This window comes from Dolomitihabitans soli, assembly GCF_022213955.1.
Lineage (GTDB): Bacteria > Actinomycetota > Actinomycetes > Streptosporangiales > Streptosporangiaceae > Streptosporangium_A > Streptosporangium_A soli.
Genome location: NZ_JAKNTW010000008.1, coordinates 207,516 through 226,146, shown reverse-complemented (window position 1 = coordinate 226,146; position 18,631 = coordinate 207,516). Strand labels below are relative to the sequence as shown.

Annotated in this window: 16 protein-coding genes; 8 read left to right on the top strand and 8 right to left on the bottom strand. The window is 71.4% G+C overall.

The features are described from left to right. Window positions 1-14: 14 nt before the first annotated feature. Window positions 15-851 (bottom strand): maleylpyruvate isomerase family mycothiol-dependent enzyme, encoded by an 837-nt coding sequence (locus MBA17_RS18755; protein ID WP_238497788.1) that lies wholly within the window; start codon window positions 849-851, stop codon window positions 15-17. A 178-nt stretch (window positions 852-1,029) separates the two neighbouring features. Between MBA17_RS18755 and MBA17_RS18750 the strand changes: the two genes are divergently transcribed. Then, window positions 1,030-2,211, top strand: coding sequence for a DUF2786 domain-containing protein (locus MBA17_RS18750; protein ID WP_238497787.1), 1,182 nt, complete (start codon window positions 1,030-1,032; stop codon window positions 2,209-2,211). A 201-nt stretch (window positions 2,212-2,412) separates the two neighbouring features. Continuing rightward, window positions 2,413-3,333: an MBL fold metallo-hydrolase gene (locus MBA17_RS18745; RefSeq protein ID WP_238497786.1), complete on the top strand. Its 921-nt coding sequence runs from the start codon at window positions 2,413-2,415 to the stop codon at window positions 3,331-3,333. Window positions 3,334-3,420: 87 nt separating this feature from the next. On the opposite strand, the gene bioB is transcribed toward MBA17_RS18745, so the two are convergent. Next, complete coding sequence (gene bioB, locus MBA17_RS18740; RefSeq protein ID WP_238497785.1) at window positions 3,421-4,578, bottom strand: biotin synthase BioB; 1,158 nt, start codon at window positions 4,576-4,578, stop codon at window positions 3,421-3,423. 181 nt (window positions 4,579-4,759) lie between these two features. Continuing rightward, window positions 4,760-5,236 carry a DUF6194 family protein gene (locus MBA17_RS18735; protein WP_238497784.1) on the bottom strand — a complete coding sequence of 159 codons (477 nt, stop codon included), beginning with the start codon at window positions 5,234-5,236 and terminating at the stop codon, window positions 4,760-4,762. An 87-nt stretch (window positions 5,237-5,323) separates the two neighbouring features. On the opposite strand from MBA17_RS18735, the gene MBA17_RS18730 reads away from it, so the two are divergent. The 3 genes from MBA17_RS18730 to MBA17_RS18720 all read left to right on the top strand — a co-directional run bounded on the left by MBA17_RS18730 (window position 5,324) and on the right by MBA17_RS18720 (window position 9,104). Beyond that, complete coding sequence (locus tag MBA17_RS18730) at window positions 5,324-6,052, top strand: MerR family transcriptional regulator (protein ID WP_238497783.1); 729 nt, start codon at window positions 5,324-5,326, stop codon at window positions 6,050-6,052. A 713-nt stretch (window positions 6,053-6,765) separates the two neighbouring features. Further along, window positions 6,766-7,869 carry a ThiF family adenylyltransferase gene (locus MBA17_RS18725; protein WP_238497782.1) on the top strand — a complete coding sequence of 368 codons (1,104 nt, stop codon included), beginning with the start codon at window positions 6,766-6,768 and terminating at the stop codon, window positions 7,867-7,869. Continuing rightward, window positions 7,866-9,104, top strand: a complete 1,239-nt coding sequence (locus tag MBA17_RS18720) for a M50 family metallopeptidase (protein ID WP_238497781.1) — start codon at window positions 7,866-7,868, stop codon at window positions 9,102-9,104. The genes MBA17_RS18725 and MBA17_RS18720 overlap by 4 nt, the downstream gene beginning before the upstream one ends. A gap of 17 nt (window positions 9,105-9,121) precedes the next feature. Here the strand turns inward: MBA17_RS18720 and MBA17_RS18715 are convergent, their stop codons facing one another. Then, entirely contained in the window at window positions 9,122-9,901 is a 780-nt protein-coding gene (locus MBA17_RS18715; protein ID WP_238497780.1) for an SDR family NAD(P)-dependent oxidoreductase, read from the bottom strand. Between the two features lie 250 nt (window positions 9,902-10,151). Further along, entirely contained in the window at window positions 10,152-10,736 is a 585-nt protein-coding gene (locus MBA17_RS18710) for a TetR/AcrR family transcriptional regulator (protein ID WP_238497779.1), read from the bottom strand. 45 nt (window positions 10,737-10,781) lie between these two features. Between MBA17_RS18710 and MBA17_RS18705 the strand changes: the two genes are divergently transcribed. Both MBA17_RS18705 and MBA17_RS18700 read left to right on the top strand, forming a co-directional pair. Further along, window positions 10,782-13,289, top strand: a complete 2,508-nt coding sequence (locus tag MBA17_RS18705; RefSeq protein WP_238497778.1) for a molybdopterin-dependent oxidoreductase — start codon at window positions 10,782-10,784, stop codon at window positions 13,287-13,289. Then, on the top strand, window positions 13,286-14,194 hold the full coding sequence (locus MBA17_RS18700) for an FAD binding domain-containing protein (RefSeq protein ID WP_238497777.1): 909 nt from the start codon (window positions 13,286-13,288) through the stop codon (window positions 14,192-14,194). The genes MBA17_RS18705 and MBA17_RS18700 overlap by 4 nt, the downstream gene beginning before the upstream one ends. Window positions 14,195-14,293: 99 nt before the next feature. Here the strand turns inward: MBA17_RS18700 and MBA17_RS18695 are convergent, their stop codons facing one another. Both MBA17_RS18695 and MBA17_RS18690 read right to left on the bottom strand, forming a co-directional pair. Continuing rightward, window positions 14,294-15,298, bottom strand: a complete 1,005-nt coding sequence (locus MBA17_RS18695) for an SGNH/GDSL hydrolase family protein (RefSeq protein WP_238497776.1) — start codon at window positions 15,296-15,298, stop codon at window positions 14,294-14,296. Further along, window positions 15,286-15,858: a TIGR03086 family metal-binding protein gene (locus MBA17_RS18690; RefSeq protein WP_238497775.1), complete on the bottom strand. Its 573-nt coding sequence runs from the start codon at window positions 15,856-15,858 to the stop codon at window positions 15,286-15,288. Before MBA17_RS18690 ends, MBA17_RS18695 begins: the two co-directional genes overlap by 13 nt. An 83-nt stretch (window positions 15,859-15,941) precedes the next feature. Here MBA17_RS18690 and pdxR point away from each other — a divergent pair, with 83 nt between their 5' ends. After that, window positions 15,942-17,336 carry a MocR-like pyridoxine biosynthesis transcription factor PdxR gene (gene pdxR / locus MBA17_RS18685; protein ID WP_238497774.1) on the top strand — a complete coding sequence of 465 codons (1,395 nt, stop codon included), beginning with the start codon at window positions 15,942-15,944 and terminating at the stop codon, window positions 17,334-17,336. Between the two features lie 294 nt (window positions 17,337-17,630). Here the strand turns inward: pdxR and MBA17_RS18680 are convergent, their stop codons facing one another. Then, window positions 17,631-18,599, bottom strand: coding sequence for an alpha/beta hydrolase (locus MBA17_RS18680; RefSeq protein WP_238497773.1), 969 nt, complete (start codon window positions 18,597-18,599; stop codon window positions 17,631-17,633). Window positions 18,600-18,631: the final 32 nt, after the last annotated feature.

Below are 18,631 nucleotides of genomic sequence, written 5' to 3'. Positions count from 1 at the left end.
GGCTGACGTCCGGGTCAGCGGACGATCGACAGGATGCCGAGGGCCGCGCACGCCAGCGACCAGTCGCCCCGGATGCTCGCGGACCGCTCGGCGGCCTCCGGGGTGATGCCGCGCGAGGCCAGTCGCCACAGCGTGTCCGGGTCGAGCTCCAGGTCGGCGTCGGCCTCCACCGACGCGTCCTCGGCGAGGGTCCACCCGTCGGGCAACCGGGAGACCGTCCACTGACCGCCGGCCGGGCCGGGGACGTGCAGCCGCAGGGTCGTGCCGGTCGGTGCGGCGTGATCACGCAGGGTGTGCGGCAACGCCCTCGCGAAGGTGTCGAGCACCGGGCCGGCCAGTTCGGGCTCGGTGGCTCCCGGCCTGCCCACCGCGGCCCGGATCTGCTGCTGGTGCACCCAGAACTCGGTGTAGTCGCGGGCGACGTCCAGCCAGACGGGGGCGGGGACGTCCGGAGCGGCCCACGACACGTCCAGCGTGCCGATGGCCGTCAGGTCGCGGGCGGCCCACATCGCGTCCACCTGGGGCCCGAGGTGGGCCAGCAGGTCGATCAGCAACCGGGGGCTCAGGCCGCGCGCGATGGCCACGAACTCCTCGTTGGCCCGGTTCAGGAGCTCCGGGAGCGGCTCCCCGGTGGGAACCTGCGACGGCCGGTATCCGTCGCGGTCGGCCGAGAGGCGACGCATGTGGTCGTGCAGGATGTGGGCGGCCAGATCGTGCACGTCCCAGCCGGGCACGGTGGGCCGCCGCCATTCATCGGGCCCGAGCGCACCGAGCAGGTCGAGCAGGTAGGCGCGGTCCAGCGGATACAGCGGGCGGGTGTCGATGAGCGGGCCGAGGCGTGACCAATCCATCCGTTGATTATGGTCTGATCATCCCTGCCGTGCCGTCATGGCCGAAAACCACGGCGATTTCCCCATGACCCTACGAAGCGCCAGGTCGGCGGGCCTGCTCGCCAAGCCTGCTGGATCTGGGAAGGCGATTGGCCGGGTGTGCTCACCTCGACGGCCGGGAACCTGCAAGATAAGGCCGATGAACACCTCGTCCTCTCCGGCGGAGCTGGTCTCGGCGGCGCTGCACGCCCTCCAGCGCGCCGACGCGGTCACGTTCCGGCGCTGTGCGGCGCTGCTGGACGCCCCCGGGACCGCCGGCGGACGGCGGGCCGTCGAGCAGGTCCTGACGACCCGCCTGAACCAGGCCGTATCAGCCGCCTGGCGCGACGGCTGGCAGCCTGCGGACATCGTGCGAATGGTCCGGCGCCGGCTCGGAGCCCGCCACGTACGGCTGGCGGCCCGCGTCGTCGCCGCCGAAATGCGCGCTTACCCGCCGGAGAGCGTGGATGAGCGCTGGCGGGCCCAGCTGGCGGCGCTCGACGACCAGATCCGGTGGGACGGCGACGAGATCTACCTGCGCGAAGGAGACGTCTCCCGCGCCCTGCAGGTGCTCCACGTGCTGGGCACCCTGCCGCGAGTGGAGCGGCTGTGCCCGCTGCCGGGTACGGCGGGCCGTACCGCACAGGGGGTGGACCAGCGGACGCTCACCAGGGTCCGCGCGCTGCTCGCGAAGGCGGAGTCCACCTCGTTCCCGGCGGAGGCCGAGACGTTCACCTCGGCGGCGCAGTCGCTCATGGCCAGGCACAGCATCGACACGGTCGAGACGGACGGCGGGGAGGAGCCACAAGGCAGGCGGCTGGGGATCGACGCTCCCTACGAGGTGCAGAAGGCGGCCCTGCTGGACGCGGTGGCCTCGGCGAACCGGTGCCGGGCGGTGCGGACCAGGGGCCTCGGCCTGTGCACCGTGTTCGGCTACCCCGCCGATCTGGACGCGGTGGAGCTGCTGTTCGGCTCGTTGCTGATCCAGGCGACCGCCGCGCTGGCCCACGCGGGCCGTGACGGGAGGTCCAGGACCCGCTCGTTTCGCGGATCGTTCCTCGCCGCCTACGCGCAGCGCATCGGGGAGCGGCTGCGGGACGCCGCAGGCGACGCCGTACGGCACGCGGGGAAGAATCTGCTGCCGGTGCTCGCCGCCCGCGAGCAGGCCGTCGACGCGGCCGTCACCGCGATGTTCCCCGAACTGACCCGCCGCGCGACGACCACGGCAGGCGACTGGACGGGCTGGACGCTCGGCCTCACGGCGGCCGACCTCGCCCTGATCATCGGCGTCGACAGGCCGTCGATCAGCCATCCACCAGACGTCCACCCGCACCGGACATGATCGAGCCGCGTACGGGCCGCACCACGTACGGCGCGTCAGGGCCACACGGCGTACGGCGCGTCATCGCCACACCACGTACGGCGCGTCATCGCGCGTCAAGGCCGCACCACGTACGGCGCGTCAGGGCCGCACGGCGTCACCGGCGGCCCGTCGGGCGTCCGCGGGGGAGAGAAGAGCGCGAGAAACGACTGGAGGAACGTGATGGACGAGCGGCAACCGGCCCTGCACGAAGTGGCCGAAGGGGTTTTGGCCTGGGTGCAGCCCGATGGTTCCTGGTGGGTCAACAACGCGGGCGCGGTTTCCGGGGCGGACGGCACCATCGTGATCGACACGTGCGCCACCGAGGCGCGCACCCGGCGGTTCCTCGCGGCGGTCCGCGCGGCCACCGCCGACGCGCCGTTCCGCTTCGCCGTCAGCACCCACCTGCACGGCGACCACACGCACGGCAACAGCCTGCTGCCCGCCACCACGGTCGTGATCGCGCATGAGGAGACCCGGCGCGGCATCCTCGCCGACACCATCATCGACGACTGCCCGCCGGTCTGGTCGCCGCTGCCCGACTGGGGCGACGTCACCCGCCGTCCGGCCGACATCACGACCGCCGGCCTGACCGTGACCACCGGCGACCGGCGGGTCGAGGTGCGCCACCCCGGCTACACCGCGCACACCCCGGGAGACCTCGTCGCCTGGCTGCCGGCGGAGCGGGTGCTGTTCAGCGGCGATCTGATCTTCAACGGCCTGACACCGCTGGTGGCCATGGGATCGGTGGACGGCGCGCTGCGGGTCCTCGACTGGCTCGCCGCGTTCGAGGCCGAGGTGGTCGTGCCGGGACACGGCCCGCTCTGCGACGCGCGGTCCCTGCCCGGGGTGCTCGCCGCCCACGAGCGTTACTACCGGTTCGTGCAGGAGACGGCCGTCGCGGGCCGCCGTGACGGGCTGTCGCCGCTCGCCGCCGCCCAGGGGTGCGACCTGGGCGAGTTCGCCTCGTGGGCCGACTCCGAGCGCCTGGTGTTCAACCTGCACCGGGCCTACGCCGACGCGCTGGGCGAGCCGTTCGACCTCATCACGGCCGCCTTCGACGCGGTGACCTTCAACGGCGGCCCGATGCGCACCCTGGTCTGACGGCCGGGGTTCGGCCACCGGTGACCTTGGTCCGACGACACCCGGACCCCCCGCCGGGGCAGAGTGCTCGGCTTCGCTGACGGCGGGTCAGGCGTTGGGCGGTAGGTCGGTGCCCGCGCCACGGCGGCGCACCGTGACCAGGTCGGTGCGGGCGGCGGGCGGCACCGGGTCCGTGTCTGCCGTGTCACGCGTGTTGTTCGTGTCGCCGGGGTGCTCGGGGGAGCCGGTGGCGTTCGGCGGGTTCCGGTGTTCGGGCAGGGTGGTGGTGTCGGCTCCCTCCACCTCGAAGCCGGCGTCGGCGATCATGTCCAGGTCGGCCTTGCCCGCCTGTCCCTCGCTGGTCAGGTAGTCGCCCAGGAAGATCGAGTTGACCACGTGCAGGGCCAGCGGCTGCAGACTGCGCAGGTGGATCTCGCGGCCCCCGGCGAGGCGGACCTCCACGTCCGGGCAGACGAACCGGACCATCGCCAGGATCCGCAGGCAGCGTTGCGGGGTCAGCGCCCAGCGCTTCGCCAGCGGAGTCCCCTCGAAGGGGATCAGGAAGTTGACCGGCACCGAGTCGACATCCAGCTCGCGCAGCGCGAAGACCACGTCGACCAGGCCTTCGTCGCTCTCGCCCAGCCCGGCGATCAGGCCGGAGCAGGCCGACAGCCCCGCGTCCTTGGAGTGCCGGACGGTGTCGACCCGGTCGGCGAACTCGTGCGTGGTGCAGATGTCCTCGTACATCGCCTCGGAGGTGTTGAGGTTGTGGTTGTAGGCGTGGGCCCCGGCCTCGCGCAGCCGCGCCGCCTGCGCGTCGGACAGCAGGCCGAGGCAGGCGCAGATCTCCACGTCCCGGTTGCGCTCCTTGATCGCCGCCATGGTGTCGGCGACCCGTTCCACGTCCCGGTCGGTCGGGCCGCGCCCGCTCGCCACCAGGCACACGCGTTTGGCGCCGCCGGCCACCCCCGCCTCGGCGGCGGCGGCCGCCTCGTCCGGCTTCAGCCAGGTGTAGGTGAGGATCTCGGCCTTCGAGCCCAGCCGCTGCGAGCAGTACGAGCAGTCTTCAGGGCACAGCCCCGACTTCAGGTTGACCAGGTAGTTCAGCTTGACCCGGCGGCCGAACCACCGGCGTCGCACCTTGCCGGCGGCGGCCACCACGTCGAGGAGGTCGTCGTCGGAGGTCGCCAGCACCGCCAGAGCCTCCTCCCTGGTCGGCAGCTCGCCCCGGCAACCCTTGTCCACCAGCGTGCTCAGCAGTTCCATGCGATCGATCCTGCATGGGGACCGCCCCGCAGCCAATGATCGAAACGTACAAGCGACACCGAGCAAAGTTTGCGGATCATAGTCATATGCCCTGCCTCGCGCGTGAACTAGATTGGTCGCTCAACCCGGCCGCTCGGCGCTCGCCGTACTCGATCTTCACGATTCCCGGGCCCACCTCACGTCAGGGCGTCGTGGATTCAGCGCGTCGCTCATAGCGGGAGCGTGCGAGGTCATAGGCCGTACGCAGCAGCTCACGTGTGGCCGCTTCGGTACGCGAGCCCGGGTTCACCACTGCCAGCCAGCCGACGGTGCCGTAGACGGGGTGCGCGATCACGGTGTCGGCGGTGCTGGGATCGACCTCGGCGGCGGCTAGTTCGCGTGGCGTGTGACCGGTCCACCGGATGAATTCCTCCTTCCCGGGGGAGATGTTCACGCGGAAGGTGCCCGGCCGGTCCAGGCGCGAGGCCTCGTCGCCGGGGTAGTTCTTGGTCACGACCGTCGCGAAGGGCTGGGTCGTCGTCGGGGTGACGCCATCAGGCGCGTAGTAGAAGTACGTGTCGCCCCAGCTGATCTCCGGCGAGCCGTCGCCGGCTGCCGGCCTGAGGGTCAGGACGCCGTCGAGGCCGTCGATGAAGCTGATGATCTCGTCAATGGTCATGTGTTCTAGCGTTCCATTAAAGTGGTTATGGAGACTTTGGGGCAGACGATGAGGGGTTTCAGGGTGCCAGGTCTCAAATCGCGGGAGATGCGTACCGTCGATGTCGCGCGGTGCGCCGGATACTCCGTACAACAGGTGCGCAATCTGGAGCGCGACGGTGTGCTGCCGCCGGCGACGCGTACGGCCACGGGCTACCGGATCTATGGAGAGATACATCTGCAGTCCGCGTCGGCCTACCGAGCCCTCGCGGCGGGTGCGGGTCCGGTTGAGGCCAAGAAGATCGTTCGGGCCGCCCATCAGCTCCCTGTCTCGCAGGCGCTCGCCCTTCTCGACGCGGCGCACGCCCGGCTCGACGGGGAGCGCACGGAACTGAGGCAGGCCGAGGAGGCCGCCCGGGCGATCTCCAGCGAGCCGATCGACGATGTACGCGCAGCGGACTCGATGAGCGTTTCCGAACTCGCCGCCGCCCTCGGCGTACGCCCTTCGACGTTGCGGCACTGGGATAAGGAGGATCTTGTCGTCCCGGACCGCGACCCTGCGCGAGGAACGCGACGATACACACCCGACCAGGTGCGGGATGCACGGATCGTCCACCAGCTGCGCAAGGCCGGTTACCGCATCGCTCCCCTTCGCGCCCTCATGCCGGAGTTGCGGCGCGCACGCCGATCGGATGATGTCGCCGCCGCGCTGGCTGCTCGCGACGCCAGCATCGTGGCTCGCTCCAAAGCCCTCCTCGACGGTGCCGCCGCACTCAGTGCCGTGCTGTCGCTCGCCGCCTCGGCACCCCGCGACCCCGCCGCCGCGAAACCCGCGTAGGTCTCGACGCGCTTCAGGCGCGGCCGAGTCGGGCGGTGAAGCCCTGGGGTGTCGGAGATCGCCCGGTACTCGGCGAACCTGTCGGATTCGGCCCGGAGGATGTCGTGGCCGCTGAAGGCGATCACGCCGGAAGCGTGAACAACGTTAAATACAGCCGAAAGCGCGCCGAAAGCGGTGACTCCTAACTTTGTCATCAAGCACGAAGGCAGGGGCAAGGCAGTGAATCACACCGGATTCTCTGTGTTGCCGATGGCTTTCCTCGGTCGCGGTATGGGCCTCGGAACAGTGCTGTGGTGATTCGCAGATCGGATCCTTTGGGGGATTGTTCTGAGAATTGGTTGAGCGTTCGGTGGATATCGGCCGGAAGGCCGGGTGACTCGCCGGATTCGACGCCCGCCACCTGAAAGACCAGGAGTGACAAGGGGGGAGGTGTCAGATATGAGCATCGAGATTCGCGAGCTTGACCGTGTTGAGACCACGGGCGTGTGCGAGCACGACACTTACAACGGCTGACGGCCGTCAATAGTGAGACTCGCTGTGGATTCTGATTCAAGGAAATCAGTGGAAGGAGGTGAAAGACATGGCGATGATCGACATTCGTGAGCTGGACCGCATCGAGACGACCTGTGAAGAGGAGGGTTGTGAGGGTGCGGGTGGCTGACCCGGCGCGCAACAAAACGATTCAACATCTCTGAGCTGAGAAAGGGGCTTTCATGCAACGCCCACGTGTCAAGACCGCGCACCGGCCGCAGCGAGTCGGCGAGGACCGCGTCCGTATCGGCGGTCGCGTCTACGGCATCGCGGCCGAGATCAAGGATCCGCACGGCCGGGTCTGGGCGATGCTGAATGCCCTCGACGGCACGAGAACGGTGGACCAGGTGGTGTCCCATCTGGTCCACCGTTTCCCCGACCTGACCGAGGACGAGGTGCGCTCCGGCCTGGACCAGCTGATCGAAGCCGGGTACGTGACCGACGCCGTCGCCCCCGACCCTGAGGTGCTGACCGAACGGGAGACGGAGAGGTACAGCCGGAGCCGGGCGTTCTTCGAGTGGGTCGACCTCGTACCGCGGGAGAACGGCTGGCACGCTCAGCACCGGCTACGCGAGACCAAGGCGATCCTGGTCGGAGTAGGCGGAACCGGCGGTGCGGCCGCGCTCGCCCTGGCGGGCTCGGGAATCGGGTGGTTGCACTGCGTGGAGCCCGACGTCGTGGAACTCTCCAACCTGAACCGCCAGATCCTGTACACCGAGCGGGACATCGGACGGCCCAAGGTCGAAGCGGCGGTCGAGCGGCTCCAGGCTCTCAACTCGGATATCGCCGTCACCGGCGGCGACGCGAGAGTCACCGGCCCCGACATGCTCGCGGACCTGATCCGGAGGTTCGATCTGCTGATCCTCTGCGCCGACCAGCCGGCCGAGATCCGATCATGGGCGAATATCGCCTGCATGCGAACCGGCACCCCCTGGGTCTACGGCGGCTACCACGGGCCGCAGGTGACGGCCGGGATCTACCGCCCCGGGACCGGCCCGTGCTACGAGTGCATCCGCGTGGGCGCCGCCGAACGCCGCGAGCAAGGGCCGCCACTCACCGAGTACTCCGTAGCGGACGACGAGCCGCGCATCCATCCGGCCAACGCGGTCTCGGCCGGTGTCTCCGGCAACCTGGTGGCGCATCTGGCCATCTCGTCGATCACCGGCGCTCCCGGGGTGCCGCCGAATCGCGTCTTCGGCTTCAATCTCGCCCGGCCGGACCACAGTTTCGTGCTCGACGCGGGCGAACCCCACGAGAGATGTCCAGCGTGTGGAGTAACGCCATGACCACAGCCGACATCGAGCCCAGCGACCGGCTCTCCGCCCGATCCGTCCGCCTCCACGCCCTGAGCATGCGGGAGGAGGGCGCGGAGTGGATCGTCGGCCGCGTCGACACCGGGGTCTTCGTGGCCCTCCCCGAGGTGGGCGCCCGGGTCGTCAGGCTGCTGATGGACGGCATGGCCCCCGACGCGGTCAAGCGGACGATGGAGGCCGAACTGGCGGACGATCTCGACGTCGAGGCGTTCGTCCGGCAGCTCGTCCGCCTCGGATTCGTGGCAGAGCTGGACGACGCCCCGATCGCGGGCGCGCCGATTCCACGGTCCAGTCTCGCCCGGGTCCGGGCACACCATGTTCGATGGATGCTCAACCCGTTGCTGGGGATCGCGGCGGTCCTGATCGTGCTGGCCGGCCTGTGTCTCGCCGTGCTGAATCCGGGAATCGTCCCCGGGCCCGCGGACGCGTTGTGGACGTCCAGCGGGAGCCTGGTCATGCTCAGCATGCTGGTCACGACCTGGAGCGTGATCTTCCTGCACGAGCTCGGGCACCTGTTCACCGCGCGCGCCGCGGGGGTGCCCGGACGGATCACGCTGGGGACCCGGTTGCAGTTCCTCTGCGCGCAGACGGACGTCAGCGGGATCTGGGCCTCCCCACGGCGTACTCGCATGGCCGTCTATCTGGCAGGCATGGCGATCAACGCCGTCCTGGCCGCCGTCGCCCTCTTCCTGGTCTACTTCTCGCCCTCGGGCGGATGGCACACGGTCGGCTCGCTGCTGTACGTCGTGCAGATCCCCATGCTCGCCAACCAGTTCCTGTTCTTCATGCGGACCGACGTCTACTTCGTCGTTCAGGACGTGGCGCGCTGCAAGAATCTCTACGGCGACGCCTCCGTCTATTTCCGCTACCTCACCCGGAAGATCATGGGGAAGCCGGTCGGCGACAATCCGATCATCGACTTCCCCGCCCGCGAACGTCTGATCATCCGGTTGTACGCCGCCTTCTTCGTGCCGAGCACGATCGTGTGCGTCGCCATCTTCCTCGCGCTCTCGCTGCCCATCCTGCTCGGCCTCCTGACGGGGGCGGTCGCCGGTCTGGTGGCGATGGAGACGCCGGCGGCGGTGTTGGACGGGATAGTGGTGATCTCGGTCCTGGTCACGTTCAGAGTCGTCTGGGCGCGGGCCTGGTGGCGTCGCCACGGTCCTCGGGTGCGGTCGTGGGCGCGGAAAGTACGGGGCCTGTCGTAGCGGGATGGTCGTGGCGGCTACGCCAGTTCGGCGAGGAGATCCTGGGAGTAGGCGATCCGGCCGGTGAGGTCGCCGGGCGGCCGGTGGCAGAGGGCGAGGGCGGCGTCGGCCATCACGGAGGGCGGTTCGGCGTTGGGATCGTCGTCGGACGTGAGGTGGTGGAAGACGGTGCCGGGGGTGGGGACGACCCGGTTGGGCGACAGGGCGTTGACGGCGATGCCGTCGCCGTACACCTCGGCGGCGAGGCCGGTGGTGAACCTCTCCAGGGCCGCCTTGCACATGCCGTACACCGTGCCGCCGCGACCGGCGTGCGGGCCCGGCGGGAGGGCGGGGTGCCGGGCGGCGATGGAGGAGATGTTGAGGATCCAGCCCTCGCCACGTTCGCGCATGCCGGGCAGGACGAGTCGCGCGAGGTGGAAGGGCGCGTTGACCTGGACTTCGAACATCAGCGCGTAGCGTCGTTCGGTGAAGTCGGCGACGGGGGTGAAGTAGGTGACGGCGGCGTTGTTGACGAGCACGTCCACCCGGCCGAACCGGCTGGTCGCCGCCTCGACCAGCGCCTCCCGATCGGCGGCCAGCGCCAGGTCGGTGGCCTGCGCGACGGCCGTGCCGCCGGCGGCCTCGATCTGTGCGACGGTGTCGCCGATCGTGCCCGCCAGCCGGCTCTGACCCGCCTCGACGGTCCGCGCGGCGACCACGACCTTGGCCCCCTCCTCGGCCAGCCGTATCGCGATGGCGGCTCCGATGCCTCTGCTCGCGCCCGTGACGACCGCGACCTTGTCCTTCAGCACGCCCATGGCAGCCTCCTTCTGAAGCCAGATACTAGAACCTTATTCCAAAATGCTCCGTGATGGCGATGATGGCTGATCGTTACCTTTGGGTAAGCGAACCTTCCCAACCGGCAAGGGGCTTGCGGCTAACGTGAGTGGCCTCTCCCGCGGTCCGCCACCTTCCCCTCTGTTCCACCGGCACGACCGCGGGTCTCGATAGCGTTTCGTGCCACGCCCCCGCCCTTACCGGCGGGGGCGTCGTCGTTTCGGCGTCGTTTCAGGGGACGAGCGCGGCGATGACGTCGTGGTAGTCGATGCCCTTGTGGGCGAAGTGCCCGAGGGTGGCCAGTTCGGCGATGCCGTGGGCGGTGCAGAGCAGAGCCAGGAAGCCGGCCTTGGAGGCGGTCTGGTCGCCCGCGATCTGCAGGTCGAGCGCGTCCATCACCTCGTCGACGACCTTCTCCAAATCGGGATGGCTGCCGACCGTGAAGTCGGCGGAGAAGACGAGGCGGTACTCCTCGCGGTGGGCCATCGCGTAGGCGGTGTAGCTGGTGTAGAAGGCGCGCAGCCGATCATCGCGGCCGGTCCGGCTCCTGACGGCCTCGATGACGTCGCGGGTCAGGTCGGTGAGCACCTGGGCGGCGAGGCTGGCCAGCAGGGCCGTCTTGTCGGTGAAGTGCCGGTAGGCGGCCGAGCGGGAGAGGCCGCTGGCGTCGCCGACCGCGCGCAGGGTCACGGCCTCCAGCCCTTCGCTTCGCAACAGCGTGAGCGCGCTCTGAATGAGGCGGCTCCTGGTGTCGTCCCCCACGTCGTTGTTCCTTCCCGCGGCATCGCCCCCGGTGTTGACAACGTCAACGTACATGGTTGACACTGTCAACACGATGTTGACGGCGTCAACTGGAGAGCTATGAAGATCACCGTGAACGGGGTGCCCACCATGGTGGACACCGATCGGGACGATGCGGCCGTGGACGTCCTGCGTGACGGGCTCGGCCTCACGGGCGCGAAGGCCGCCTGCCGTACGGGGGTGTGCGGGGCGTGCACCGTCCTGGTGGACGGCGCGCCACGGGCGAGCTGCCTCACGCCCGCGGCGGCGCTGGAAGGGCGGGAGGTCACCACGGTCGAAGGGCTGGAGCACCCGGTCCAGCGGGCGTTCGCCGTGCACGACGGCATGCAGTGCGGCTACTGCACCCCCGGGTTCGTCGTGGAGGCGGCGGCGTTCGTCGACCGGTGGCGGGCGGAGCACGGCGACGTCACACCGTCGCGGGCGGAGATCGCCGGCGCGATGGCGGGACACCTGTGCCGCTGCGGGGCGTACGAGGGGATCCACGCGGCGATCGCGGCCGCCTGCCGGGGCGAGCACGACGGCGAGGCGGGGGAGCCCGCCCGGGTCGAGGCGATGCAGAAGGTCACCGGCCGGGCCGTGTACACCACCGACATCCGGCTGGACGGCCAGCTCGAAGGGGTGATCGTCCGCTCGTCGGTGGCGCACGGACGGGTCCGCTCGGTGCGCGGGGGCGCCGTGGACCTGCTGCCGCCCGACCGGACCGTCCGCTACGTCGGCCAGCCGATCGCGGCCGTGGCCGCCGCCTCACGCGGCGAGGCGCTGGCGGCCGCCGCCGCCGTGGAGATCGACTACGAGGTGCTGCCCGCGGCGCTGGACGACGGCTCCGGCACCCCGCCCGTGTGGGACGCGGCCGACCGGAAGCACGCGCCCACCTCCATGGAGGGCTTCGCGTTCCCCGGCGGCTGGGACGGCACGAACGTACGCGGCCCCTTCGGCCCCGGGAGCTGGCGCAGCCGTACGGCGGTCAACCGGATCAACGCCGCGAGCGGGCAGGGCGACCCCCGCCTGGTGACCGGCACCTACACCACGGCCGTGCAGGTCCACACGGCGATGGAGCCGCACGCCTGCGTGGCGGCCTGGGACGAGCGGGGCGAACTGCACCTGAACGTCTCGACCCAGGCCATCAGCATGGTCGTCGAGCAGGCCGCCAAACGGTGGAAGCTCCGCGAGGACCAGGTGCACGTCGTCGCCGAGCACGTCGGCGGCGGTTTCGGCTCGAAGGCGGGGGTGACCGTCGAGACCATCGCCGCCGTCGAACTCGCCAGGAAGCTCGGCAAGCCGGTCCGCGTGGTGCTGAGCAGGGCGGAGGAGCTGACCGACACCGGCAACCGGCCGGGAACCACCACGAGACTCGCCCTGCTCACCGACGACAAGGGCGACCTCACCGCCCTCAGCATGGACGTCCACGGCCGCGGCGGGGTGGCCATCGGCACCTCCTCCGCCCTCATGGCCCGCCTCATGTACGGCACCGCGCCACGCCGGCTGCGCGACTTCGACGTGCTCACCAACGAGCCCCCCGGCACGCCGTTCCGCGGCCCCGCCGCGCCGCCGATGCTCTGGGCGCTGGAGCAGGCCGTGGACGAGGTCGCGCACCGCCGCGACGAGGACCCCGTCGAGCTGCGCCGCCGCTGGGACGGCAACCCCAAACGGCACGCCCTCTACGACTGGGCCGCCGCGCTCCCCGCCTGGCGGGACCGGCCGGCGACCGGCTCGCAGACGGGCAGGTTCAGACGCGGGATCGGGGTGGCCATCGGCAACTGGCCCTACCAGCTGGATCCGGGCACCCAGGTGGAGCTGGTGGTCGAAGGTGAGGTGGTGGTCGCCCGCACCGAGGTCCAGGACATCGGGACCGGGGCGCGCAGCGTCATCGCGGACATCGTCCGCGCGGAGCTGGGCCTGCCCGCCGACCGGGTACGGGTGGAGATCGGCAGGTCGGGAGCCGTGCACGGCCCGGCGTCCGTCGGCAGTCGCACCACCGCCTCGATCGGGCCCGCCGCCCGCGACGCCGCCCGCCGTCTCCGGGAGCACGGCCTCAAGGACGGGACGCGCGTCGTCGGGAAGCGGCGCGGTGACCGTCGCGGCTACGTGACCCCGATCGCCATGGCCGGACTCGCCATCGGCAGGGGATTCGCCGGCTCGGTCCACATCACCGAGGTCGAGGTCGACACCCGGCTGGGCCGGATCAGGCCGCTGCGGGTCTGGGGCGGGCTCGCCGTCGGGCACATCTACAACGACCGGCTGGCGCGCAACCAGTGCGAGGGCGGCATCGTGCAGGGCATCGGCTACGCGCTCTACGAGGAGCGGCACGTCGATCCCAGCACGGGAACGGTGCTGACCACCAACCTGGAGGACTATCGCATCCCCGGCATCGGGGACAGCCCGGAGATCACCATCCACTTCCACCAGGACGGCTGGGACCACGTCAACGGCGGGGGCGTCGGCGTGGGCGAGATCTCCACGGTCGGCGTGGCCGCCTCGGTGGGCAACGCCGTCTTCAACGCGACCGGCTGGCGGGCCCACGACCTGCCGATCCGGCCCGACCGGCTTCTGAGAGGGATCAGCCGATGACTCTGCACGACGTGGCGACCGCCGCCGGGGTGTTCCGCGCCGGTGGCACCGACCTGATGTCCCGCGCGCCCGGCGGGCCGTACGTGGACCTGCACGGCGTGCCCGAGCTGGGCGGGATCACCTGGCGGCCCGACGGGTCGGCCGTGATCGGCGCGCTCACCACGGTCGCCGACCTGGCCAGGGACGTACGGCTGCGCGCCGCCTATCCGGCCTTGGCGCTCACGGCGGCGGGCCTCGCCACCCCGCAGATCAGGGAGGCGGGCACGCTCGGCGGGAACCTGCTCCAGCGCAACCGCTGCGCCTACTACCGCAGCCCGGCGTTCTCCTGCCACCAGGACGGCGGCGACTCCTGCCCGGCACGCGACGGGCTCACTCTCTACGCCACGGTGGTCGACTCCGGCCCATGCGTCGCGCCGCACCCGTCGTCGCTGGCCATGACGCTGCTCGGCTACGACGCCACGGCCGAGGTGTACGGCAGGGGCGAACTGGAAGTCGCCGGCCTCTACGACGACGATCCCACCAGGGACCACCGGCTCGCCCGGGGAGAGATCCTCGTCTCGGTGCGGATGCCGCCGCCCACGCCGGGCGAGCGGGCCGCCTACCACCGGGCCATCGCCAGGTCGGAGGCCGAATGGCCGCTGGTCGAGGCGGCGGCGCGGCTCGTGGTCGCCGACGACGCGATCGTGTTCGCCGCCGTGACGGTGGGCGGGGTCGCCCGGACGCCGTTGCGGCTGCCCGAGGTCGAGTCCGCGCTGCTCGCCGGCGAGTCCCTCGCCGAGGCGGCCGGCCGGGCCGAGGCGCGGTGTGCTCCGCAGGCCCAGACCGGTTACAAGGTCGCTCTGCTCACCGGCACGATCCTGCACGTCCTCGAAGCCGCCGTCGAGGGCGAGAAGGTCGCCGCCTGAGGGGTGGTTCTGCTTGTTTCGTCGGGCGGTCGTCGCCTGGGCGGTGGTTCTGCTCGTTCGTCGGGCGGTCGTCGCCTGGGCGGCGGTCCTGCTTGCCCGTCAGGCGGTCGTCGCCTCGGGGGCGGCGGTTGGGGTCGCCCTGCCGGCGTGATCCCGCACGTCGTCGAAGCCGCCCGTCAGGACGGGACGTTTGGGAAGGACTCCGTCGCCTGAGGAACGGCCGGTGAGGCGGCGGCGTACCCAGGGAGTGAGGTGCGCCGCAGCCCAGCGGAGATCGGCGAGCAGGGCGGGCCCGGGGCCGGGCGGCCCGGCGGGGGGTGGGGCGGCGGCCCGGCCGAGTACGGCCAGGACCTGGTCGGCGACCCTGCGGTGTCCCTGCGGGCCCAGGTGCAGGCGGTCCTCGCTCCACAGCGCGTGGTCGTCGAACGCCCGGTCGCCGAACAGATCGACCAGGTAGGCTCCATGCCGTTCGGCCACCTCGGTGACCAGGTCGTTCATCGCGACGATACGAGGGCGCAGCACGCGTGGCAGCGGCAGCCGTACGCTCATGTCGGGAAAGCGGAAGAGCAGCACGGCCGCACCCGACGCGCGCAGCCGCCCGGCCACCTCGTCGAAGCGGTCGCGCATGGTGGCCACGTCGAAGCCGCGCCGCAGCGCGTCATTGCCGCCCGCGGCGAAGCTGACGAGTGCCGGACCCGACGTGAGTGCCGGACCCGACGCGAGTGCCGGACCCGACGCGAGTGCCGGACCCAATGCGAGTGCCGGACCCAAGGCGAGTGCCGGACCCAAGGCGAGTGCCGCCTCGACCTGCTCCCCGGCGACGTCGTCGAACCGGCGGCCCCGTACGGCGAGGTTGGCGTAGCGGAAACCCGGCGAGGCGAGCCCCGCCGCCACGAGATCAGCCCAGCCGCGGAACGTGCCGTCCGGGAGCGGGTCGCCGACCCCTTCGGTGAAGCTGTCGCCGAGCGCCACGAAGCTCGCGACGGGGCTCGGCATGCCGGGTGCGTGAAGGGCATCGGCGGGGTGGCGCAGGTCGGGGTCGTTCCCCTGGCGAGCGCCCCGTCCTTGCCGCTCGGCGGCGGCGGGGGTGGTCAGGGGGTCCACTGCGGGTCACGTCCGAGGTGGGCGGCCAGCCGTTCGTAGACCGGGGCGTCGGCGGGGACCTCGACCTCGTGACCGAACGCCTGACCGTCGCCGCGGCTCAGCGGCATCCGGAGCACCATCGCAAGGGCCGCCTCCGCCAGATCGGGGGCCAGGTCGCCCGGCAGGCCGAGGGCACGGGCCACGTCCCAGCCGTGCACCACGCCGTCGACGAAGTGCATCGAGACGGCGAACGCGCCGGGGAAAATGCCGAACTCGCGCACCTCCACCTGCCGTTCGAGCATGCCCTCGGCGGCGAACGCCTCCGTCACGAGGGCGACGGACCGCTCGAACGCCTCGTGCGGATCGTCGCCGAGCACGCCGCCCTCCCACACCGAGCGGTCGGGGGGCGTGCCGGTGGCCGCGGCGGCGAAGCCCAGATTGTCGCCGATCTGGTGGCGGATCAGCCCGTGCAGGGTCCAGTCGGCGCACGGCGTGGGCCGCCGGAGGTCGTCAGGGGTGACCGAGGCGACGACCTTTCCCAGGGCGTCGCTCGCGCGCCGGTCGAGTTCGAGAATGTCCATGCGAGCAACCCTAGGAGTGGGCACCGGCCCTGCCCCAGGGCCAAATTCAGCCAATCCGATTGGGCCGCTCTAGGCTTGCCGGTGTGCTGCACGTGAGCTTGGAGGGACGCACCGACCTGGCCGGGCAGATCTACCAGCAGATCCGCGCCGCCGTGCTCGACGGGCGGTTGCGGCATGGTGAGCCGCTGCCGGCCACCCGCGAGCTGGCCCGGCGGCTCGCGGTCTCGCGGAACACCGTGAGCACCGCCTACGACCGGCTCGCCGCCGAGGGCTTCGTCGAGGGCCGGACCGGCGCCGGCACCTTCGTCCGCGCCGACGCCCTGCCCCTCGCGCGACCCCGGCCCGGTCACGGCAGGCTCCGGCCGCGAGCCGTCTGGCAGGGGATCTCCACGCCGCGCGGTCTGGACCGGCGGCCCGAGTACGACTTCCGCCCCGGCCTGCCCGACGTCCGGATGTTCCCCTATGAGGCGTGGCGCCGGCTGGTCTCCCGCGAGCTGCGCGGCTCGGCCGTGGGCACCGGCATGTACGGCGACCCGCTCGGCCATGCCGGGCTGCGCGCAGCCATCGCCAGGCACGTGGGCGTCGCGCGTGCCGTACGCGCCGATCCCGGGGCCGTCGTCGTCACCTCGGGCGCGCAGCAGGCGATCGACCTGATCGGCCGGGTGCTGCTCGAACCCGGTGACCGGGTGGCGGTCGAGGATCCCGGCTACCCGCCGCCGAGGTTGTTGTTCCAGTCGATGGGCCTGCGGGTCACGCCCGTCCCCGTCGACGGCGAGGGCCTGGTGGTGGACGCGCTGCCGGCCGACGCCCGCGCGGTCTACGTCACGCCCTCGCACCAGTTCCCGCTGGGCATGCCGATGTCGCTCGGCCGCCGGATGGCGCTGCTCGCCTGGGCCGAGGAGCGCGGGGCCGCCGTGATCGAGGACGACTACGACAGCGAGTTCAGGTACGGCGGGCGTCCCATCGAGCCGTTGCAGAACCTCGACAGGTCCGGCCGGGTGCTCTACGTCGGCTCCTTCTCCAAGGTCATGCTGCCGACGCTGCGACTCGGCTTCCTGGTCGCGCCGCCCGCGCTGCTGCCGGCCCTCGGCGCGGCCAAGTACGTCACCGACTGGCACACCCGGCTCCCCGGTCAGGCGGCGCTCGCCGGCTTCATCGACGAGGGGCTGCTGGCCCGGCACGTCCGCAGGATGCGCACCGAGTACGAGGCCCGGCACCGGCGCGTGGTCGAGCGCCTGGCCGGGCCGCTCGACCTGGTGGCCTCCGCCGCCGGGCTGCACACCAGTGGTTTCCTCCCGGAGGGCGGCCCTCCTGTCGCCCGCCGCGCCCGCGAGGCGGGGATCGGCCTGATGACCCTGTCCGACTTCGCCGTCCGCCCGGCCCGTCCCGGCCTGGTCATCGGGTACGGCGCCATCCCGCTCGACCGGATCGACGACGGGCTCACCCGGCTCCTGTCGATCATCGGGGCTCGGCCGTAGGCGGTCCGATACTCCGGGGCGGGCGCCTCGGCGCGGTCCCATTCGGACCGGTCGGTGGGGCGGGCCGTCGATCTGGGCCTCGATGACCTCCGGCCCGGCGTGCCCCCTCGCCGGGCACCCCGGGCCCGCCGCCCCCCTCGCCAGCCACCCCCGGGCCCGCCGCCCCCCTCGCCAGCCACCCCCGGGCCCGCCGCCCCCCTCGTCGGCCACCCCGGGCCCGCCGCCCCCCTCGTCGGCCACCCCGGGCCCGCCACCTCCATCATCGGGCGCCGAGGTGGAGTCTGTTTCGGCGCGTCAGTCGTGCAGCGCGTCGCGCAGCGCGTGGACGGCCAGTTCCATGGCGGTCTGGTTGGCGTTGGTGTCGCGCAGCAGGTCGACCATGGCGAAGTCGTGCACCATCCCGGCCAGCCGTACCGCGGTGACGTCGACGTCGGCCTCGCGCAGCCTGGCCGCGTAGGCCTCGCCCTCGTCGCGCAGCACGTCGGCCTCGCCGTTGAGGATCAGTGTGGGCGGCAGGCCGCGCAACTGGTCGATGGAGGCGCGCAGCGGCGAGGCGTAGATCTGGGCGCGCTGGTCCGGGTCGGTGGTGTACTGGTCCCAGAACCACATCATGCCGTCCCGGTTGAGGTAGTAGCCGGTGGCGAACTGCCGGTACGACTCGGTGTCGAAGTTGGCGTCGGTGACCGGGTAGAAGAGGATCTGGGCGACCAGCCGTACATCCCCCCGTTCCTTGGCCATCAGCGCCAGCACCGTGGACATGTTGCCGCCGACCGAGTCGCCGACCACCGCGATCCGGGAGGCGTCCAGGTCCTTCTCCGCGCCGTGCCGCATCACCCACTGGGCCACGACGTAGTTCTGCTCGATCTGGGTCGGGTACTTCGCCTCGGGCGCGCGGTCGTACTCGGGGAACACCACCGCGGCGTCGGAGTGTACGGCCAGCTCGCGCACCAGCCGGTCATGGGTGTGGGCGGAGCCGAACACCCAGCCCGCGCCGTGGATGTAGAGGATCACCGGCAGCTCGCCGGCCGCGTCCCTGGGCTTGACGATCCGCACCGGCACCATGCCGGTCGGGCCGCCCTGCACCTGGATCCACTCCTCCTCGATCTCCTCCTTGGGCACGGTGGGGTCCGACTGGAGCTTCTCCAGCACCTCACGGCCTTTCTCGGGCGGGAGCTCGTAGATGAACGGGCGCTTGGAGTTGGCGTCGGCGAACTTCTGCGCGGCCTTCTCCAGCACGACTTTCTTGTGGACGGTACTGGTCACGGTGCTTCTTCCTTCGGTGAGTGTGTTCCCGC

What these genes read in the sequence shown, in the direction of transcription:
- MBA17_RS18750 (WP_238497787.1), top strand. Translation starts at nt 1,030, where the DNA reads ATGAACACCTCGTCCTCTCCGGCGGAGCTGGTCTCGGCGGCGCTGCAC.
- MBA17_RS18690 (WP_238497775.1), bottom strand. Translation starts at nt 15,858, where the DNA reads ATGGACATTCTCGAACTCGACCGGCGCGCGAGCGACGCCCTGGGAAAG.
- MBA17_RS18745 (WP_238497786.1), top strand. Translation starts at nt 2,413, where the DNA reads ATGGACGAGCGGCAACCGGCCCTGCACGAAGTGGCCGAAGGGGTTTTG.
- MBA17_RS18720 (WP_238497781.1), top strand. Translation starts at nt 7,866, where the DNA reads ATGACCACAGCCGACATCGAGCCCAGCGACCGGCTCTCCGCCCGATCC.
- MBA17_RS18730 (WP_238497783.1), top strand. Translation starts at nt 5,324, where the DNA reads ATGCGTACCGTCGATGTCGCGCGGTGCGCCGGATACTCCGTACAACAG.
- MBA17_RS18700 (WP_238497777.1), top strand. Translation starts at nt 13,286, where the DNA reads ATGACTCTGCACGACGTGGCGACCGCCGCCGGGGTGTTCCGCGCCGGT.
- MBA17_RS18725 (WP_238497782.1), top strand. Translation starts at nt 6,766, where the DNA reads ATGCAACGCCCACGTGTCAAGACCGCGCACCGGCCGCAGCGAGTCGGC.
- MBA17_RS18755 (WP_238497788.1), bottom strand. Translation starts at nt 851, where the DNA reads ATGGATTGGTCACGCCTCGGCCCGCTCATCGACACCCGCCCGCTGTAT.
- MBA17_RS18705 (WP_238497778.1), top strand. Translation starts at nt 10,782, where the DNA reads ATGAAGATCACCGTGAACGGGGTGCCCACCATGGTGGACACCGATCGG.
- MBA17_RS18735 (WP_238497784.1), bottom strand. Translation starts at nt 5,236, where the DNA reads ATGACCATTGACGAGATCATCAGCTTCATCGACGGCCTCGACGGCGTC.
- MBA17_RS18710 (WP_238497779.1), bottom strand. Translation starts at nt 10,736, where the DNA reads ATGTACGTTGACGTTGTCAACACCGGGGGCGATGCCGCGGGAAGGAAC.
- bioB (WP_238497785.1), bottom strand. Translation starts at nt 4,578, where the DNA reads ATGGAACTGCTGAGCACGCTGGTGGACAAGGGTTGCCGGGGCGAGCTG.
- MBA17_RS18715 (WP_238497780.1), bottom strand. Translation starts at nt 9,901, where the DNA reads ATGGGCGTGCTGAAGGACAAGGTCGCGGTCGTCACGGGCGCGAGCAGA.